Genomic DNA, 18328 nt, shown 5'->3' with positions numbered 1-18328 from the left:
CTTAATAAAGTATTTTGATTAGTGAACGACGCAGGCATATTGGTCCTGACGGTGGGGGGTTCTCGATCGTCCCGTTGCAGGTGGTTCGCTCACGTTGCTCGCGTCGAAAGCGGGTGTGTCCGAAAGCGGCCGAGCGGATTGATGGAGACGGGGATCTTGGGGGGCCTCACGGTCCGGTCTCCGTAAAATGAGCAACTTGGAGGTTTTTGAGATGAAAGTGGTGAAGAGCCTTTTGCTCGGCACTGCGGCGGGTCTGATCGCCGTCGCTGGAGCCCAGGCGGCCGATCTTCCGGTCAAGGCCAAGGCAGTCGAGTACGTCAAGATCTGCACGCTGTACGGCGCGGGCTTCTACTACATCCCGGGCAGCGACACCTGCATCAAGCTCGGCGGCTATGTGCGTGCCGAAGTGGCGCTCAACGCCGGCGGCAATTACAGCGCCCAGTACAACGGCGTGTTCGCGGCCAACAACCGCCTCACCAACTACTACTCGATGCGCGCTCGTGAAGACCTCAACATCGACACGCGCACCGCGACCGAGTACGGCGTGGTCCGCACCTATTTCGACGCGGTCTTCACCTGGACGACCGGCAGCTATGGCGGGACCGGTTCGGGCACGGGGGCGACCCAGTACAGCGGCACGATCGGCCTCAACGCGGCCGGCACCGGCCTTACCGGCTCGAGCGGCGGCAACATCAACGGCACCGACGGCAATCTCTCCGGCGGCGCGCTCGGCGTCTACTACGCCTTCGTCCAGTTCGCCGGCTTCACCATGGGTAAGGCCGTGTCGCAGTTCGACGCGCCCTGGATCAACTATCCCGGCAACAATTTCGACCAGCTCGTCGGCGGCAGCGGCACCACCAACGGCGTGACCCAGTTCACCTACACCGCCGATTTCGGCCAGGGTGTGACGGCCGCGTTCTCGGCGCAGGACCAGACGCAGGTTTTCCAGACCAACATCTGGAACACCGCGGGCATGTCCACCACCGGCGTTCTCGGCGGTGCCTACGGCTCCAACGACCTCGGCGGCACCCGCTCGCCCGACCTCGTCGCCATGGTTCGCGTCGACCAGGCCTGGGGCCTGTTCCAGGCGTCGGTCGCCGCGCACGACAACCATGTCGCCTATTACGGTGCGACCGAAGTGACCGGTCATCCCGAAGACAAATGGGGCTGGGCCGTTCAGCTCGCGTTGGGCATCAAGAACATCCCGACCGGCGCCGGCGACGTGATCAACATCTCGGGCGTCTACACCGAAGGCGCCAGCCGCTACAACTTCCAGGAGCTGGCCGCGACCAGCTACTCGATGTTCGGCAGCTCGAACGCCGCCTATCAGAGCATCGGCTTCGCCGGCGTGTCCGACGCGGTGTTCGGACCGGGCGGCCAGCTCGAGCTGACCAAGACCTACGGCTTCCGGGGGGCCTTCACCCACAACTGGAGCCCGTACTGGAACACGGCGCTGTACGGCGCGTGGGCTGCGGTCAACTACAGCGGCACGGCGAAGAGCATGATCTGTGGCAGCGCGGCGTTCGCCACCCTGACCGGGTCCTGCAACCCGGACTTCAACATCGGCCAGGTCGGTGTCATCACCCGCTGGACGCCGGTGAAGAACCTGACCTTCTCGGCTGACTTCACCTACAGCCATCTCGACCAGAAGTATTCGGGTGTGATCACGACCGGAGCACTGACGGGCGTCGCCAAGCCGGCGGCGACCTACGAGCTGAAGGACCAGGACACCTACAGCATGCTGCTGCGCGCCCAGCGCAACTGGTGAGCTTGACGTCCCTCGATGCGACAGGGCCCCGGCGGGAGACCGCCGGGGCTTTTTGTTTGTGGAGATCTTTCGCAATCCAACCGTCCGTGCAGACGGCGAAGACGAGCTATGCGATTCAATCGCCTCAGATTTATTTACTTACATGAGTTACTAAGCTATATATCTCCAAGCCAAATACGAAAGTTGCGGCTCTTAGCTTCACGCTAAGCCTCCAGAAGCCTCCGGCGATGCCCCGCCGGAGGTTTTTCGTTTTTGGGGGCAAGCGTTTTTGAGCGAAGTGGATACCGGTTCGCGTCAAGAAAGCGCGTCAAACAGATGCTACCCGCGCATCACGCGGGCGCGTCCGTTCGGTCGGTAGGCGAGGCGGCTGTGGCCGGCGCAATAGGGCTGAGCGTCGGGCGCGGCATTGCCGCAGAAGCAGAAATCCTCGGCGCCCGGCGTCGAGATCGGCCAACGGCAGCGGTTCTCGGCCAGCTCCATCAGCGAGCAGCGATTGGCGTCGTCGATCGGACCTGTGGCCACGGGTGCGTCGGTGTCGCCATAGATCGTGGCGAGCATCTCATATTGCAGCCGCGGCACGGCTCTCGGCGCCCGCGCCGGCCGGTCCTGAACCTTGCGCTCGTCGATGGTGCGGCCGCGCGTGAGATTGAGGCGGGACAGCTTGCCGATCACCGCGTTGCGGCTGACGCCGATATCGGCGGCGATCTCGCGGCAGGAGAGGCCGGCCTCGAAATGCCGCTTCAGAAGTTCGATGCGATCGTCGGTCCAGGTGGGTGAAAGAACAGGCATGTGTCACGGTCCCAGGTTGCAGATGTAGCCATCCGCCTTCCGAGATCCGTCCGCCTCACGTTCGGCGCGCGCTCACGTCCTGCCATTGTCGCGAATCGACAAAAGCCCGTCCTTGATGGCGAGACGGATGCCTTCCTCGATCAGGGTACGTGCGACGCCGGGAACGCTGGTGCCGTGGGTGCCCTGTCTCACCAGCTTCTCCAAATAGGTGATGGTCGAGAGCGCCAAGGTTACGGGAATACGGTCAGTCTCGGCTTTTTCGGTGGCCATGGCCCGAACGCTAGCCTCTTACTCGGGTACATAAAAGTAACGATTAAGACTCTATTTAGGTTCGGGGGTGGAAGTCAAATGCAGGCTGAGCTTGATGCTCAGCATGTTGGAATCGCACGGGAAATTAGACGCGACGAGGCGCGCCGCGCGAGAGTCCCGGCGGCGGCGTGGCGTCGATAGGTCGGGAGGAGCGGGCCGGCTCAGCCGTGCACGATCGCCTTTTCGATCATGCAGTGGATGCCCTTGGCGCCGTTGACGGTCTGGGTTACGCGCAGATCGGCCGCCAGGCTGCACAGCGTGTAGGCATCCTCGCGCGACAGGTTTCGCGTCTCGCCGAGCAGCGCGATCATGTCGCGCAACGCGCGCACGACGCACTGGTCGAGGTCGGGATCCATCGCCATGGTCATGTAGTGGGTCGCCGTCTCGGCGCGGGGATAGTCGAACTTCAGGTCCTTGCGCAGCGTCAGTCGGAAGCGGCCCTGCAGCGCGGTCTCGATCGCGGTGACGCAGACCTCGCCGTCGCCCTGCACGCCGTGGCCGTCGCCGCAGGAGAACATCGCGCCCGGCACGAACACCGGCAAATAGAGCGTCGCGCCGGCGCCGAGCTCCTTGTTGTCGAGATTGCCGCCCATGGCGCGCGGGATCAGCGAGGAGATGCGGCCCCAGCTAGGGGGCGGCGACACGCCCATCACGCCGAAGAACGGCTTCAGCGGCAGATCGAGGCCCCACGGCATGCGGCCGACCATCCGCGCCCGGTCGAGCGGGATGTTGAGGATGCGGGTCTCGTGGAAATCGTCGGGCAGGGTGCCGGACAGCGGCTTGATCATGTTCCAGCCCCAATCCTGCCGGAGCTGGACATCGAGGATCTCGACCGCGAGCACGTCGCCGGGCTGGGCGCCTTCGACCGCGATCGGGCCGGTGAGAATGTGGCCGGGCAGCATGCGCTCGTTATTGGCATGAACCTCGAACATCTCCGGCGGAATGTGAAACTTGTCGCGATCGGGCAGCATGTCGGGGCCGCCGCTGATGGTGTCGACTGTCACCTCGTCGCCGCTTTTGATCGTCAGCACGGGCTTGAGCGCGGCTTCGAAGAAGCCCCAATGGCAGGTTTTGGGGCTGGAATGCAGGTGGTGATGGGTCATTTGCCGCGTCCGGTCGCTTTCATCAGGCCGGGCTTGACCCGGCGATCGATCCTCTTTCAAGAAGATTTCTGAAGATCGCCGGGCAGGTCAAGCCCCGCGGACCGGCCAGTTCATTCCAGCGAGGCTCCCCTGTTTTTCGTGCTTTCCAAGACGCTTGGCACCGCGCTGCTGCCGATCAACTTCATGGTCGAGCTCGGTATCCTGTCGCTGGTGCTGATGGCGACGCGCTTTGCCGCGCTCGGCCGCAAGCTTGCGGTGACCACGCTGGTGCTGCTGGCGCTGGCGGCGTTCTCGCCACTCGGCAACCTCCTGATCTATCCGCTGGAGTCGCGCTTTCCGGCGTGGGACCCCTCGCGCGGCGCGCCCGACGGCATCATCGTGCTTGGCGGCTCGGTCGACACCGATTTGTCGGCGGCGCATCGCACGCCCGTGGTCGCGCACGCCGCCGATCGTCTGTTTGCGCCGGCCGAGCTCGCGCGCCGCTATCCGAATGCGCGCATCGTCTTTACCGGGGGGACCGCGAACCTGGTCGCGACCGACGCGCGGGAAGCCGACTACTCCGCGCCGATCCTGGAAAATCTGGGCATTGCGAAGCAGCGCCTCATCCTGGAGCGCAGCTCCCGCAACACCTGGGAGAATGCGATCTTCACGAAAGAGTTGGTGGCGCCGAAGCCGGGCGAGCGCTGGCTGCTGGTGACGTCGGCCTTTCATATGCCGCGCTCGATGGGAATCTTCCGCAAGGCCGGATTTGACGTCGAGGCCTATCCCGTGGACTGGCGGATGGGCGGCCGTGACGATCTCTTCTCCTTCACCAATATGGGCGCGGACGGGCTGGGCCGAACCGAAGTTGCTGTGCGCGAGTGGATCGGCCTGGTGGCCTACCGTCTGATGGGCCGGACCGGCGAGTTGCTTCCGGGACCGGGCAAGGACTAGAACGAGAACCGTAAAACAAGAACACACGGCGCACGATCGCCGGGCCGGAGGAAGCCATGCAACAGCAGAGTGCAGACAGCATCGATCTTGGCGGCCTCGTCGCCGATCTCAACAGCCTGCTGCGGCTGAAGACGACAGTGATCGGCATGAAGCTGTTCGCGCAAGCGGCAGAGATGGAGGCGATCCCGAAAATCCGGCGGCCGAATGCGATCCACACCACGGACCAGATCGTCAGCATGGCCGCGCGCCTGGGCTGGACCGTCGGCATCACCGCCGATGACCTTGTCGGCGCGCAATGCCGCGCGGTGATCGGCCTTGCGCCGCAGGACGACAAATGGCTCGCCGGCGAGAATTATGTCGGGGTCTGGCACGGCACCGCGGAGGACGCGCGCAAGCGCCAGGAGGCGCTGGACGTGGTTCCGTTCGGACACTATGAGGCGCTTGCCGTCAGTCCGCTCGCGAGCGGACGGCTCGATCCGCCGGACATCTGCCTGGTCTATGCGACCCCCGGGCAGATGATCATCCTGATCAACGGGCTGCAATATACCGGCTACAAGAAGTTCGAATGGGGCGTCGTCGGCGAGACGGCTTGCGCGGATTCCTGGGGCCGGGCGCTCAAGACCGGGGAGCCCAGCCTGTCCTTGCCATGCTATGCCGAACGGCGCTATGGCGGCGTGCCGGACGAGGAGATGCTGATGGCCTTGAAGCCTTCGCATCTCGCCAAGGCAATTGAAGGCATGAAGGCGCTGGCCAAAAACGGCCTGCGCTATCCGATCCCGCCCTATGGCATTCAAAGCGACGTCCGCGCCGGCATGGGCGTAAGTTACGCGAAAAAGTAAAGGCCGATCATGAGCTCTGCGAAATTCGACATCGTCGTCTACGGCGCGACCGGTTTCACCGGCCAGCTCGTCGCCGAGTATCTGGCGGCACATTACAGGGACGACAAGGCGCTGACATGGGCGATGGCGGGCCGTAGTCTCGACAAGCTCAAATCGGTGCGTGACGCGATCGGCGCGCCCGCGGATACGCCGCTGATCGTGGCGGATGCGTCGAACGCTCCCTCGCTGAAGGCGATGGTGGCGCAGACCAGATCGGTGATCACGACGGTCGGTCCGTACCAATTCTATGGCGAGGACCTGCTCGCGGCCTGCATCGCTGCGGGCACAGACTATTTCGATCTCTGCGGCGAGCCGGTCTGGATGCGGCAGATGATCGACAAGTACGATGCGGCGGCCAAGGCGAGCGGCGCGCGCATCGTGTTTTCCTGCGGCTACGATTCCGTGCCGTTCGAGCTTGGCACGTTCTTCGTGCAGGAAGAGGCCAGGCGCGTGTTCGGTGCGCCGGCTGCGCGCGTCAAGGGCCGCGTGCGCGACATGCGCGGCACCCTGTCGGGCGGCACCGCGGCGAGCGCGAAAGCGACCTTCGATGCTGTCGCCAAGGATCTCAGCCTCGTCGCCATTCTCAACGACCATTTTGCGTTGACGCCCGGATTTACCGGTCCGAAGCAGCCGAAAGGCAACAGAGCGGCCTACGAGGAGGATCTGCAATCCTGGGCCGCGCCGTTCATGATGGCACTGATCAACACGCGCAACGTCCATCGCTCCAACATGCTGATGGGCTTTCCCTACGGCCAGGACTTCGTCTACGACGAGATGGTTCTGACCGGTCCCGGCGAGAAGGGCGAGGCCAACGCCAAGCGCGTGATGGCGGTCAATGCCGAGAAGACCGGCCCGAACGCGCCGAAGCCGGGCGAGGGGCCGTCGAAGGAAGAGCGCGAGAACGGACTCTTCAATTTGCTTTATGTCGCGATCGCGCCGGACGGCCGCCAGGTCCGCGCCGGCGTCACCGGCGACCGCGATCCCGGCTATGGTTCGACCTCGAAGATGATCTCCGAATGCGCGATCTGCCTGCTCCGCGACGCGGGGGACGTTCCGGCCGGGTTCTGGACCCCGGGCGCAGCGATGCAGCACAAGCTGATCAAGCGGCTGCGGGACAATGCGGGGCTGACGTTCACCGTGGAGAGCTAGCTCGGTGCCGTAGGGTGGGCAAAGCGAAGCGTGCCCACCATTGTCGCGATTAGGACGAGATCGTGGGCACGGCGCTTTGCGCCTTTGCCCACCCTACGGCAGCGTTCGTGCCGCTACGCTGCCCGCGCGTCATATGCGTACATGAAATCCATGTTCTTTGATCCCAACGGCAACAACAATTTGATCATCTGATTCCTGATCCACGCGCCGCCGGCGCTGAATTCGCGCTTGCTGTTGCCGTTGCGGCGCGCCATGGCGACGATCTTCTCGGTGCGCGGGCGGCGCTCCGCCTCGAATGCCCTAAAGGTGGCGCCGAGCTCCTGGCCCTCCTGCATCAGGCGGGCAAGCCGCATCGCGTCCTCCAGCGCCAGCGAGGCGCCCTGGCCGGCGTGAGGGCTGGTCGCGTGCGCGGCATCGCCGATCAGCAGCGAGCGCTTGCGCGACCAGGTCGGCAGGGTCGCGACGTCGAGCGTGTCGGTGACGACGATGTTCTCGGCGGCCTCGATGATATCAGGGATCGGGTCGTGCCAGCCGCGGTGGAAGCCGCGCAGATGCTGCTTCAGCGTCGACGGGTCGAGCGCGCGGAACATCGCCGCGTCCATGCCCTGCGCGGGCTGCGTGCTCCACCACATCACGCCGTCCGTGGGATCGGGGCTGCAATAGCCATAGCCGAAGAAGCCGCTCTGGCCGAACGTGGTCTCGACGTGCCGGCCGATCGGCCTGCCGTCGAGGGCGGCGTGCGGCACGAAGCCGCCGAAGCCGATCAGTCCGGTGTTGAAGGGTTGCGGTCCGTCCGGCACCACCTGTCGACGTGTGATCGAGTGCACGCCGTCGGCGCCGATCAGGAAGTCACCCTCGGCCGTGGTGCCGTCGGCGAAATAGGCGATGATCGGCTGGTCGCCGCGGTCCTCGATCTTGATCAAGCGCTTCTCGAAATAGAGCGAAACGCAGGCGCACCAGGCCTTGTCGATCAGGATCTCGTTCAGCGTGGCGCGGCAGACGTTCACCGCGGGCTGCCCGAAGCGCCGCTCCATGTCGCGGTTGATCGAGCCGAGCCTCGCGCCGCCCTGCGAATAGAAGTCGAAGGATTCGGCGATCGAGCCTCGGCTGATCAATTCATTCGCCAGCCCGATCTCGTCCAGCACATGCATGCCGTTCGGCGCGATCTGCAGCCCGCCGCCGATGCCCTTGGAATAGGGCCAGGCCTCGTAGATCGCGGACTCGATGCCGGCGCGGCGCAGCAGGATCGCGGCCACGGGGCCGGCAATGCCGGCGCCGATGATCAGGGCCTTGCGGGGTCGATAGGACATGGCTTGCTCCCGACGTTTCCGCGGTGCTAGGAGGAATTACGGTCGCTAAATATCTTAGTGACTAAGATATATATCGCCTAAGAGATGAGGTCGGCCTTGTCAAGGACGAAGGCGCGCAACGCGCTGCTGCAGGAGCTCGAGGAGGCGATGCGCCGGTCGTCGGCGCAGGGCGTGCTCTATGGCCAAACCGTTGCCAACGTTGCCGGAATTGCCAATTCCGATCTCGAATGCATGGACATCCTGTATCTCGAGGGACGCGTCACCGCAGGGAGGCTCGCCGAGGTCACGGGCCTCACGACGGGCGCCATCACCGGCGTGGTCGACCGGCTCGAAAAGGCCGGGCTGGTGCGCCGTGAGCGGGATGAGGAAGACCGCCGCAAGGTCTTCATCGCCGTCGTGCCGGACGCGGCGATGAAGATCGGCCAATTCTACGTGCCGATGCAGCAGGCGATGGAGAAGGTATTCGGCGGCTATTCCGACGAGGAATTGCGGCTGCTGCTGCGTTTCGCCAACGAAGGCTACAAGGGCGTGCTCGCGGCGACCGAGGCGCTGAAGGGCCTGCTCGACACGCCACCGGAAAAGCGTCCGGCTCTCAAGTTGACGAAGCGTCGTCCCTGATCTTGTAGATCTGCGCGGCCGCGATCATGCCCCACATCGCGCCCAGCATCATCCAGAAGTGCCGCCAGTGGTCGGTGTCGATCACGAAGCTCTCGCCGACGGTGCCGACGAAGGCGGCGAACACTGCGAGATAAGCACGTTGCCAGGGCACCGGGACGAAGATGTGCCGGAAGCCTATGATGACGGTGGTGAAGACCAGCGCGGGATAACACACGCCGGAGAGCCAGCCGCCGGACATGAAGGCGTTGAGATAGGAATTGTGGGTGTCCTCGGGGAAGAAGCGGTGGAATTGCAGGGGGCCGATGCCGAACGGCAGGTCGAGCGCCATTTCCGCACCGAGGATGTGGCGGCCGAATCGGCCGAAGCGGCCCTCGTCGTAGCTCTGGTCGAAGCTGGCGCGCTGCTTGAACATCTCGGCGGTGGAATCGAACGACAGCAGCACCGCGATCAGCGCCAGCCCCAGCACGGCGGCGACGATCGCCATGATGATGATGCGCGAGCGCTGCGCGTTGGTGCGGCTGGTCAGCACCATCAGCGCCAGCATGAAGGCGGAGGTCAGCACCAGGCCGCCCCAGGCGGCGCGTGAGAAGGCGAGCAGGATCGCCAGCGACATGATGCCGAAGGCGAAGACGTTGCGGAACGCCTTCCCCAGTCTGTCCGAAACCACGCTCTGCAGCGCAAACAGCGCGGGCAGGATCAGGAAGGCGCCGAGCACGTTCGGGTCCTTGAACGTGCCGCGCGCGCGGCCGTAGAGCGTGAGGAGGTCGTTGCCGCCGGGCACCAGGTGGAAATAGCCAGCGACCGCCAGCAGCGAGGCGATCATTCCGCCGACCACGAGGCCTCGGCGGAGCATGTCGAGCCGGGCTGCGGTATCCTCGGACGTGACCATGGCGAAAAACACCACGGTCACCGCCATGTACCAGGAGGTCGCGATCCAGCTCACCACCTCGGACTGCTCGAACAGCGGGATCGCGCTGATCGTGTAGCCGACATTGAGCAGGACCAGCATCAGCACCAGCGGCATCAGCGCGAGCCGCAGCCGCAGGCCGGTGGCGAAGAACGTGACGGCCGCGAGCAGCGTCATGATCTCGTAGGGGCTCGGCTCGATGAAGACGACCGCGCCGGAGGCGCCGACCAGCCACACCAGTGCGCGCTGTAGGGCCAGCACGCCCGGCGCAGCCGGCACGGCTACGTTCACTCCATCGGCTGTCGCCGCATACGCCATCACATGCTCATACGCTTACGCAACTCGTCGTCACAAATTCCGCTGTCATCGCCCGGCTCGACCGGGCGATCCAGTACGCCGTGGCGGCCATTGCGCAAAACAGCTGCCGCTGCGGCGTACTGGATGCCCCGTTCCAGTGCGCAAGCGCGCACAAGCCGGGGCATGACGGAAGCTCAATACGCGTTCTCGTTCTTGGTCAGCAGCGAGATCGGCGTCTTCAGGAGAATGTAGAGGTCGAACAGCACCGACCAGTTCTCGATGTAATAGAGGTCGAACTCGACGCGCTTCTGGATCTTCTCTTCGTTGTCGATCTCGCCGCGCCAGCCATTGATCTGGGCCCAGCCGGTGATGCCCGGCTTGACGCGGTGGCGGGCGAAATAGCCGTCGACGGCTTCGTCGAACAGCCGGCTCTGCAGCTTGCCCTGCACGGCATGCGGGCGGGGGCCGACCAGGGAGAGATTGCCGGAGAACACCACGTTGAAGAGCTGCGGCAGCTCGTCGAGGCTGGTTTTGCGGATGAAGCGGCCGACGCGGGTGACGCGCGGATCGTTCTTGGTCACGACCTTGGAGGCGGTCGGATCGGCCTGATGATGGTACATCGACCGGAACTTGTAGACGTCGATGCGCTCGTTGTTGAAGCCGAAGCGCTTCTGGCGAAACAGCGCCGGACCGGGGCTGTCGAGCTTCACCGCCAGCGCCACCAGGCCCATCACCGGCAGGGCCGCGAGCAGCGCGAGGCTGCCGACGACGCGGTCGAACAGCCATTTCATCACCAGATCCCAGTCGGTGATCGGCGCCTCGAACACGTCGAGCGTCGGCACCTCGCCGAGATAGGAATAGGAGCGGGGCCGGAAGCGCAGCTTGTTGGTGTGCGCGGAGAGGCGGATGTCGACCGGCAGCACCCAGAGCTTCTTCAGCATTTCCAGGATGCGCGTTTCCGCCGAGATCGGCAGCGCGAACAGCACGAGATCGACACGGGTGCGGCGGGCGAATTCGACGATGTCGTCGACCTTGCCGAGCTTGCGCGCGCCGGCGCAGGTGTCGAGCGCGCGGCTGTCGTTGCGGTCGTCGAACACGCCGAGCACGTGGATGTCGGAATCCTCCTGCGCCTTCAGCGCTTCGACCAGCTGCTCGCCATTGCTGTCGGAGCCGACGATGATGGTGCGGCGGTCGAGCCGGCCCTGGCGCGCCCAGCCGCGCACCAGCGAGCGCAGCACCAGGCGTTCGGCGAGCAGCGCGGCGAGACCGAGGAAGTAAAAGGCGGCAAGCCACAGCCGCGAGATTTCGCTGCCGTATTTGGCGAAGAAGGAGATGCCGATGAACAGCAGGAAGACGAACGACCAGGACGAGATCATCCGTGTCATCTGCCGGAGCTGACCGCGGAACAGCTGCACTTGATAGATGTCGGCGGCCTGGAAGCAGACCACGGCGGCGATCGATACGGCGATGACTTCCGCGGGATAGACCCAGCTGAAGCCGGAGAGCGGCATGACATAGCCGACATAGAGCGCGATACCGACGAGGCTGAGCAGCGCGAAGTCGGCCACGCGCACGAAACCGGCGATCACGATCGGCGAATAGGCGCGGGCGACCTTCTGGTTGACGACGTCGAGGGCTGCGGGTGAGAGCCGGCGGCGGCGCTCCACGAAGGGTTGGTCAGCGGGCTTGGCCGCGGCGCTGGTCGCGGCATCGAGCATCGAGCGTGCGTTGAGCGGTTCCACGGGCTTCCACGTCCATTTCAAGCACCCGCGGGCCAATAGCGTTGGCGCCCCGGGCGGCATCCCCTGGTCCTTCGATTATCGAACAAATCGGAAGATTTTCTAAAGCGGGCTTAAGGATGGTTAATGATTGGCAAATGCGTCGCGATAGCCGGCGATCACGCCGTCGACCATGGCGGCTTGCGAGAAATGCGCCGAGATGCGTTCGCGCAAGGACACGGCGCGCTGCGCGGTGGTCTGGGGATCATCGAGCGCCGCGGCAATCGCCTCGGCCATGGCCTCGGAATTGCTCGGCGCGAACAGGGCCGGACTGTCGGAGCCGAAGATCTCGGGAATGCCGCCGATGCGGGAAGCGATCATGGGAATGCCGGCCGCGCCGGCCTCGATCACGACATAGGGCATGGAATCGCCGCGCGAGGGGACGACCAGCAGCCGCCCCTTGGAGAAGCCGTAGCGCGCCTTGACGTGACCGATGAAGCGGATCGCATGGGTGAGGCCGAGCTTCTCGACCTGCGCCTTCAGCGCCGCGGTTTCCTCGCCGTCGCCGCCGAGCGTCAGCGTGACCTTCTTGCCGCCCTCGTGCAGGCGCGCCACGGCATCGACCAGGAGATCGGCGCCCTTGATGTGCCTGAACTCGCCGACATAGGCGAGGTCGGTGGCATCGTCGGTGGTCACGACGGGCTCGAATTCCTCGGGCGTGACGCCATTGAAGACGCAATGCACCACGCCCTTGGGCGTGCCGACGATGCGTTGATAGGTGTCGCGGGCGAACGCGCTCTCGAACAGGAACAGATCGGTCGCGTCCATCAGCGTCCGCTCCAGCCGCGCGTAAAACTCACCCTTGAAGGTGTTGAGGGGATAGTGCAGCGAGCCGCCATGCGGCGTGTAGATGCGGATGGTGTCGTCGGAGCGTCGCCGCATGCGGATGAAGGCGCCGGCCTTGGCACCGTGGCCGTGCATGACGTCGGGCTTGAGCGTGGCGATCAGGCGCCGCATGCGAAGCCAGACCAGGACATCGTCCGGCGACGGCTCGCGGCGGATCGCGAGCCGGTGCACGCCGAGCTTCAGCCGCGGCGCGAGCTCGGCAAGGGCCTTGTCGGCGCGCTCGCCGCCGGTGAGACTGTCGGCGAGAATGCCGACATGGTGGCCGCGATCGACCTGGCCGTTGGCGACGTCGAGGATGTGGCGGAAAATGCCCCCGACCGGAGCACGCACGGCGTGCAGGATACGAAGCGGCCGGTCAGGAGAGGGGGGCATGAATCAAAACCAGCGCGCGACGGCGAATGCCGAACAATTCCGAGGAAAATATCGAGACGGATTAAGGGGCCTCGTGGTTAACAAACGGTGACGAGTGCGCCTGCGCACGTCGCCGCATGCCGCGATTAACCCAGCGGCAACCTTAATGGAGTGTAATCGCCACGGTTGAGGTAGCTTAGTGGCGTTGCCCCTGCGGGAGTGTTCGATGCGTTTAGCGTTCTGGCGTGCCGGCAAGGACAAGGCCGTGGTTGCGCGAGCCGTCTCAAAGGCCAAACCCGAAGTCGCGCCCAAGGCTGAGACCAAGCCTGAGACCAAAGTCGAGGCCAAGGCTGAAGTCAGGCTTGAAGCAAAGCCTACGCCGATCGTCACCAAGCAGGCACAAGTCGAATCCGGCGATATCGATCTGCACGCGCTCGGCGCGGCATTGGCGCGCAAGCGCGGCTGGATCATCGTGCCGACGGTGCTGGCGCTCGTCGCCTCCGTTGCCGTCGTCAATCTCGTCACGCCGCGCTACAAGTCCGAAGCGCGCATCCTGATCGATGGCCGCGAGAACGTGTTCCTGCGTCCGAGCAGCGACCGCACCGAGGAGCGGCAGGCGCTCGACGCCGAGGCCGTCACCAGCCAGGTGCAGCTGGTGCTGTCGCGCGATCTGGCGCGGGAGATCATCAAGAAGAACAAGCTCGCCGAACGCCCCGAATTCGATCCCGTGCTGCAAGGCATCTCGCCGCTGAAGTCGCTGGCCGCGATGATCGGTATCGGCCGCGATCCGTTCTCGATGACGCCGGAAGAGCGCGTGCTCGATGCCTATTACGATCGTCTCCAGGCCTACGCCGTCGACAAGTCGCGCGTGATCGTGGTCGAATTCCAGTCCGCCGATCCGGACCTTGCAGCGCGCGTCGCCAATTCGATCGCCGACGGCTACCTCGTGCTCCAGCAGGGCGCGCGCCAGGAGCAGGCCAAGAACGCCAGCCAGTGGCTCGCCGGCGAGATCGAGAGCCTGCGCAAGAAGGTCTCCGACGCCGAGGCCAGGGTCGAGGACTTCCGCTCCAAGTCGAGCCTGTTCGTCGGCACCAACAACACCACGCTGTCGAACCAGCAGATGGGCGAGGTCAACACCCAGCTCAACAATGCGCGCGCGCTGAAGGCAGATGCGGAATCCAAGGCGCGCCTGATCCGCGAGATGCTCCAGAGCGGCAAGCCGATCGAGGCCTCCGAGGTCGTGAACTCCGAGTTGATGCGGCGGTTGTCCGAGCAGCGCGTCACGCTGCGTGCGCAGCTCGCCGAGCAGTCGTCGACACTGCTTGGCAATCACCCCCGGATCAAGGAGCTGAAGGCGCAGCTTGGCGATCTCGACAATCAAATCCGCGACGAGGCGGCCAAGATCTCCCGCTCGCTGGAAAGCGACGCGCGCATCGCCGGCGGCCGGGTCGATGGCCTGACCGTGAGCCTCGAGCAGCTCAAGAAGCAGGCGACCTCGACCAACGGCCAGGACGTCCAGCTCCGCGCGCTGGAGCGCGAGGCCAAGGCGCAGCGCGATCTGCTCGAGACTTATCTCGCCAAGTACCGCGAGGCCAATACCCGCGAGACCATCGACACGGCGCCGACCGACGGCCGCATCATCTCGCGCGCCATCGTCTCGAACACGCCGGCCTATCCGAAGAAGCTGCCGATCGTGCTGATCGCGACGATCGCGACGCTGCTGCTCTCGTCCGGCGTCGTCGTCACCGGCGAGCTGTTGCGCCAGACCGCGCCGCGCACGGTGGCCGCGTTCGGCCCGGTGCAAACGCAGGCACCGCTGCGCCAGGAACCGGTCGTCCAACCTGTCGTCCAGCCAGTTGTCCGGCCCGAGGTCGAGCCGATCGCCGATCCGGTCATGGCGGAGACCGCGCCGCTTCAGCCGGAGATGACCGATGATGCCGAGGTCACCGAATTCACCGAGATCGAGAATCTGGCCGGCAGCCTGCGCGCCGCGGGCGCGGCGGCGAGGAAGATCACGGTGCTCGGCACCGCTTCCGGCGAAGCCATTACGCTGTCGACGCTGACGCTCGCCCGGCATCTGGCGCGCGAGGCGCGCGTCGTCGTGGTCGATCTCGCCGCGTCCTCGCCGACGATTGCCGCGGTGTCGGTCGATGCTTCGGCGCCCGGCCTTGCCGAGCTGATGCAGGGCGAGGCGTCGTTCGCGCAAATCATCACCCGGGACAAGCTGTCGCGGTTGCATCTCGTCATGGCCGGCCGTCCCGGCTTCGACCGCAGCGTGCTGCAATCGCCGCGGGTGACGCTCGCCATCGACGCGCTGCTGCGCGCCTATGATCACGTGCTGATCGACGCCGGCAGCGCCTCCGACCTTCCGGCCGAGCTGCTGACGGCGCATGCCCGCGCCGTCGTGGTGCCCGATGCGTCGATGACGGCGGATGCGCGTACGCTGATGTGCGAGCAGCTGAGGGCGGTCGGCTTCAGCGAGGTGACGATGTTGAGCAAGCCGGTGCAGGCTTCGGGTGCGGTGGATGCGCCCCGCGTGGTGGCGGCGTAGGCTTCTTCTTTCTCTCTCCGCACACGCGAAATCGTAGGGTGGGCAAAGGCGCACTTGCGCCGTGCCCACGGCCTGTCCGATACGGTAACAAAAGACGTGGGCACGCTTCGCTTTGCCCACCCTACGATACTTGCCTTGCAGGAGCAGGGCAGCTTGCGAGCTGTGAATTCTTACCCGAACGCCTGCCGCAGCCGTCTGGCCAGATCAAACAGCATCTGGTTCTGCTTCACCAGCCGCTTGCCGTGGCTGAGAGATGACATCGCCATCGCTGCGAGTTTTCCGCGGGAGGTCAGCGGAACAAAACTGTCGAAGATATCTTCGTCGTCCTTGCAGAACATCCGCTTGTAGTCGTCCGAACCGATGCCGAGGTCGAGGGAGCGGTAGCCGCGCTCGCCGTAGCGATCGATGATGTAGCGCATCAGGATCAGGCCGGGGCTGTAGCGTGCGTGCTCGGACATCGTGTAGGTGTTGAACATCATCGAGAAGCGCTGGCCGTCGGCGACGCCGGCATAGATCGCGATCACCTCGTCGTCGCATTCGAGCGCGTGGATGTCGATGACGCGGCCTTCGCCGCGCGGCGCGAGGCAGGCGCTGCGGATGAACTGTTCGACCCCGGGCTCGGCGAAGACGTTCGGGAGCTTCTGTTCGGCCATCCGCGCCGGCTTGACGCGGAAGAACCAGTCGAGCAGGCGGGTGACGTCGGCATCGGACGTCGCCAGATGATAGCGATAGCCGGCGAGGTGCTGGAGCTTCTTTTCCTTGCTCTTGAGGCGGCGGCGGAACGAATTGCTGATCCGCGATGGCGGCGGGCCGCCGGGCTCCATCACCAGCTGCGGGCAGCCGTTGATCGCGCTCTGTCGCGGCAGCAGCGCAAACGGGTTCGGCCGGTCGCGCCAGCGCAGCGGTTGCTGTGTCAGCGCGAGCACGTCGGCATGTTCGCGCAGCGGCGCCAGCAGTTCTTCGAGATCGGCGGCGCTGGTCTGTGCGGCGCACGCGGCATCCCACAGGCCCATGTTGAAGGTCGTGTGCTTGCCGCCCATGAAAGCGGCCGTGCGCACGCCGTGGCTCTGGCGCAGCGAGAGCGGCAGCAGCAGCACCGGCTTGCGATCGGCGTCGCGACCGATCACGACGAAGGGCCGCGCGCCCTCGCGCTCGCCGACCAGTCGCTGCCAGGGGCTCAGCAGATCAAACCGCTGATAGGGCGTGAAGAGATGGCCGGGCTCCTCGAAGGCGCGCCAGACCGCCTCGGCGGCGCCGAGATCGGTGACGATATCGACATGCGCGATACGGCTCGCTTTCGACCGCGCTGGCGCTTCTGCCGTCCGGCTTTGCATCGCCGCAGCCATGGTCATTCGCGAAACCTGTCGAGAAATCAAAATAGACGTAATTCGGCCTGTGGCCGACCTTTGCAAAGAAATGTCAACAAAGGGTAAGGACAATGGAGAGGGAACGGCGCCCTGGGGGCGCGAAGGTGGGATCTTGGCATCCGACGACAGATGGCTGGAACGGCTGCGCCTCGAGCTGGCCTGGTTCACCGGCCAGGCCGCGCTGCGCAGCCGAGGTGCCGGCGCCATCCTGCGCTTTGCGCGGGTGCGGCCACGGCGGGGCGGCGGGTTTCAGCCGCTGTGCGCGAACGAGATCACGCCGCAATTTCTCGACCGTGCCATTCGCGCGTTGAAGCGCTGGAACTACGATTTTCTCGGCATGGACGAGGTCTGCCGGCGCGCGGTGACACTGCCGGAGAAACGGCGTTTCGTGGCGCTGTCCTTCGATGGTGCCAACAAGGATCTCATCGACTTCGCCTATCCGGTGCTGACGCATCACGCCGTGCCCTTCACGGTCTACGTGCCCACCGCGTTTCCCGATGGTGTCGGGCAGGCCTGGTGGCTCGGGCTCGAACAGGTGATCGCGCGCGAGAGCCGCATCAGCCTGATGATGGGCGAGAGGGAGCAGCGCTTCACCGTCACCGGCAATACCGAGAAGCAGGCGCTGTTCTCGCATCTCGAGAGCTGGCTGCACTCGCTGTCACCGGCGGATCTATCGGCCGCGATCGCCGATCTCTGTACGCGCTACCGCATTGATCTTGCCGCGCTCTCGCGCGAGGCGTCGATGGATTGGGAGGATCTGGCGAACCTGGCTGCCGATCCACTCGTCACGATCGGCAGCGCGACCGTGAACTATCCCGTTCTCGCCAACATGAAGGACAGTGCGGCGCTGCGCGAGATGGCGATGGGCAGGGCCGTTGCCGAAGCCGCTTTCGGCCGCGATGTCAGGCATCTCGCCTTTCCGTTCGGCGACCGCACCTCGTTCCGGCGCAGCCACGTCGTGATGGCGGAGGAGGCCGGCTTTGCCAGCGCGGTGTCGACGATCCCGGGCATCGTGGACGCGGAGGGGCGGACCAATCTGCGCGCGCTGCCGCGGATTTCCTGGGATGGCCGCGTGCGCTCGCTGCGCATGTTGCGCGTACTGGTGTCGGGTGTTGCGTTTGCGCCGGTGAGGCCGACCGCTACGAGCCAGACTTGACGCGATCAGGCCGCTGCATCCAGCTCACGATCGGCATCGCCGGCAGCACCCAGCCCATGCCCACGACCACGTAATAGATCGCCTGCCGCCAGCCGGACTCGGCGATCCACGGCATCTGCGCCGCCGCCATGCCGAGCAGGGCCCAGACCGTGGCCAGCACGAGGAGCAGGATGGCGCCGAGGAACTTGCGGGTGCGGATCGTCATGACGGACTACTAG

At 65.2% G+C, this 18328-nt stretch carries 16 protein-coding genes; 7 read left to right on the top strand and 9 right to left on the bottom strand.

The genetic code is table 11. The features are described from left to right. Window positions 1-211: 211 nt before the first annotated feature. Complete coding sequence (locus tag BM190_RS18455) at window positions 212-1768, top strand: porin (RefSeq protein WP_092257785.1); 1557 nt, start codon at window positions 212-214, stop codon at window positions 1766-1768. Window positions 1769-2086: 318 nt separating this feature from the next. Here BM190_RS18455 and BM190_RS18450 read toward each other — a convergent pair whose 3' ends face one another. The 3 genes from BM190_RS18450 to BM190_RS18440 all read right to left on the bottom strand — a co-directional run bounded on the left by BM190_RS18450 (window position 2087) and on the right by BM190_RS18440 (window position 3969). Further along, window positions 2087-2557: a GcrA family cell cycle regulator gene (locus tag BM190_RS18450; RefSeq protein WP_092257442.1), complete on the bottom strand. Its 471-nt coding sequence runs from the start codon at window positions 2555-2557 to the stop codon at window positions 2087-2089. A gap of 72 nt (window positions 2558-2629) precedes the next feature. Next, window positions 2630-2827: a hypothetical protein gene (locus tag BM190_RS18445; RefSeq protein ID WP_007603456.1), complete on the bottom strand. Its 198-nt coding sequence runs from the start codon at window positions 2825-2827 to the stop codon at window positions 2630-2632. A gap of 200 nt (window positions 2828-3027) precedes the next feature. Then, entirely contained in the window at window positions 3028-3969 is a 942-nt protein-coding gene (locus BM190_RS18440; RefSeq protein ID WP_092257439.1) for an acetamidase/formamidase family protein, read from the bottom strand. 183 nt (window positions 3970-4152) lie between these two features. Between BM190_RS18440 and BM190_RS18435 the strand changes: the two genes are divergently transcribed. The 3 genes from BM190_RS18435 to BM190_RS18425 are packed head-to-tail and all read left to right on the top strand — an operon-like array spanning window position 4153 to window position 6929. Then, window positions 4153-4902, top strand: coding sequence for a YdcF family protein (locus BM190_RS18435; protein WP_244550676.1), 750 nt, complete (start codon window positions 4153-4155; stop codon window positions 4900-4902). A 56-nt stretch (window positions 4903-4958) separates the two neighbouring features. Continuing rightward, complete coding sequence (locus BM190_RS18430) at window positions 4959-5741, top strand: DUF169 domain-containing protein (RefSeq protein ID WP_092257436.1); 783 nt, start codon at window positions 4959-4961, stop codon at window positions 5739-5741. Window positions 5742-5750: 9 nt separating this feature from the next. Next, on the top strand, window positions 5751-6929 hold the full coding sequence (locus BM190_RS18425; RefSeq protein ID WP_092257433.1) for a saccharopine dehydrogenase family protein: 1179 nt from the start codon (window positions 5751-5753) through the stop codon (window positions 6927-6929). Window positions 6930-7042: 113 nt separating this feature from the next. On the opposite strand, the gene BM190_RS18420 is transcribed toward BM190_RS18425, so the two are convergent. After that, a complete protein-coding gene (locus BM190_RS18420; protein ID WP_092257430.1) occupies window positions 7043-8239 on the bottom strand; it encodes an FAD-dependent monooxygenase in 1197 nt (398 codons plus the stop codon). A gap of 147 nt (window positions 8240-8386) precedes the next feature. Here BM190_RS18420 and BM190_RS18415 point away from each other — a divergent pair, with 147 nt between their 5' ends. Continuing rightward, window positions 8387-8857: a MarR family transcriptional regulator gene (locus tag BM190_RS18415; protein WP_177237160.1), complete on the top strand. Its 471-nt coding sequence runs from the start codon at window positions 8387-8389 to the stop codon at window positions 8855-8857. Here BM190_RS18415 and BM190_RS18410 read toward each other — a convergent pair. From BM190_RS18410 to BM190_RS18400, 3 genes are all read right to left on the bottom strand, one after another. Further along, complete coding sequence (locus BM190_RS18410) at window positions 8832-10082, bottom strand: O-antigen ligase family protein (RefSeq protein WP_177237149.1); 1251 nt, start codon at window positions 10080-10082, stop codon at window positions 8832-8834. The genes BM190_RS18415 and BM190_RS18410 overlap by 26 nt on opposite strands. 173 nt (window positions 10083-10255) lie before the next feature. Continuing rightward, window positions 10256-11803, bottom strand: coding sequence for an undecaprenyl-phosphate glucose phosphotransferase (locus BM190_RS18405; protein ID WP_177237148.1), 1548 nt, complete (start codon window positions 11801-11803; stop codon window positions 10256-10258). Between the two features lie 120 nt (window positions 11804-11923). Continuing rightward, a complete protein-coding gene (locus BM190_RS18400) occupies window positions 11924-13057 on the bottom strand; it encodes a glycosyltransferase family 4 protein (RefSeq protein ID WP_092257417.1) in 1134 nt (377 codons plus the stop codon). A 205-nt stretch (window positions 13058-13262) separates the two neighbouring features. Between BM190_RS18400 and BM190_RS18395 the strand changes: the two genes are divergently transcribed. Continuing rightward, a complete protein-coding gene (locus BM190_RS18395; protein WP_092257414.1) occupies window positions 13263-15587 on the top strand; it encodes a GumC family protein in 2325 nt (774 codons plus the stop codon). Window positions 15588-15757: 170 nt separating this feature from the next. Here BM190_RS18395 and BM190_RS18390 read toward each other — a convergent pair whose 3' ends face one another. Continuing rightward, a complete protein-coding gene (locus BM190_RS18390; RefSeq protein WP_092257412.1) occupies window positions 15758-16939 on the bottom strand; it encodes a GNAT family N-acetyltransferase in 1182 nt (393 codons plus the stop codon). A gap of 127 nt (window positions 16940-17066) precedes the next feature. On the opposite strand from BM190_RS18390, the gene BM190_RS18385 reads away from it, so the two are divergent. Continuing rightward, entirely contained in the window at window positions 17067-18110 is a 1044-nt protein-coding gene (locus BM190_RS18385; protein ID WP_092257410.1) for a polysaccharide deacetylase family protein, read from the top strand. Here BM190_RS18385 and BM190_RS18380 read toward each other — a convergent pair. Next, on the bottom strand, window positions 18094-18315 hold the full coding sequence (locus BM190_RS18380; protein ID WP_018320088.1) for a DUF2842 domain-containing protein: 222 nt from the start codon (window positions 18313-18315) through the stop codon (window positions 18094-18096). The two genes, BM190_RS18385 and BM190_RS18380, sit on opposite strands and share 17 nt — an antisense overlap. Between the last annotated feature and the right edge of the window lie 13 nt (window positions 18316-18328).

Source organism: Bradyrhizobium sp. Rc3b, from assembly GCF_900114915.1.
In the GTDB taxonomy this organism is placed as follows: domain Bacteria; phylum Pseudomonadota; class Alphaproteobacteria; order Rhizobiales; family Xanthobacteraceae; genus Bradyrhizobium.
Note: the sequence above shows the minus strand (reverse complement) of the source record. Positions and strands in the feature narration are given on the sequence as shown.

Excerpts from the sequence above, each read along its gene's own strand:
- BM190_RS18395 (WP_092257414.1), top strand. The coding sequence starts at position 13,263 with ATGCGTTTAGCGTTCTGGCGTGCCGGCAAGGACAAGGCCGTGGTTGCG.
- BM190_RS18415 (WP_177237160.1), top strand. The coding sequence starts at position 8,387 with ATGCGCCGGTCGTCGGCGCAGGGCGTGCTCTATGGCCAAACCGTTGCC.
- BM190_RS18390 (WP_092257412.1), bottom strand. The coding sequence starts at position 16,939 with ATGACCATGGCTGCGGCGATGCAAAGCCGGACGGCAGAAGCGCCAGCG.
- BM190_RS18410 (WP_177237149.1), bottom strand. The coding sequence starts at position 10,082 with ATGGCGTATGCGGCGACAGCCGATGGAGTGAACGTAGCCGTGCCGGCT.
- BM190_RS18445 (WP_007603456.1), bottom strand. The coding sequence starts at position 2,827 with ATGGCCACCGAAAAAGCCGAGACTGACCGTATTCCCGTAACCTTGGCG.
- BM190_RS18425 (WP_092257433.1), top strand. The coding sequence starts at position 5,751 with ATGAGCTCTGCGAAATTCGACATCGTCGTCTACGGCGCGACCGGTTTC.
- BM190_RS18440 (WP_092257439.1), bottom strand. The coding sequence starts at position 3,969 with ATGACCCATCACCACCTGCATTCCAGCCCCAAAACCTGCCATTGGGGC.
- BM190_RS18420 (WP_092257430.1), bottom strand. The coding sequence starts at position 8,239 with ATGTCCTATCGACCCCGCAAGGCCCTGATCATCGGCGCCGGCATTGCC.
- BM190_RS18455 (WP_092257785.1), top strand. The coding sequence starts at position 212 with ATGAAAGTGGTGAAGAGCCTTTTGCTCGGCACTGCGGCGGGTCTGATC.
- BM190_RS18400 (WP_092257417.1), bottom strand. The coding sequence starts at position 13,057 with ATGCCCCCCTCTCCTGACCGGCCGCTTCGTATCCTGCACGCCGTGCGT.
- BM190_RS18380 (WP_018320088.1), bottom strand. The coding sequence starts at position 18,315 with ATGACGATCCGCACCCGCAAGTTCCTCGGCGCCATCCTGCTCCTCGTG.
- BM190_RS18450 (WP_092257442.1), bottom strand. The coding sequence starts at position 2,557 with ATGCCTGTTCTTTCACCCACCTGGACCGACGATCGCATCGAACTTCTG.
- BM190_RS18435 (WP_244550676.1), top strand. The coding sequence starts at position 4,153 with ATGGTCGAGCTCGGTATCCTGTCGCTGGTGCTGATGGCGACGCGCTTT.
- BM190_RS18430 (WP_092257436.1), top strand. The coding sequence starts at position 4,959 with ATGCAACAGCAGAGTGCAGACAGCATCGATCTTGGCGGCCTCGTCGCC.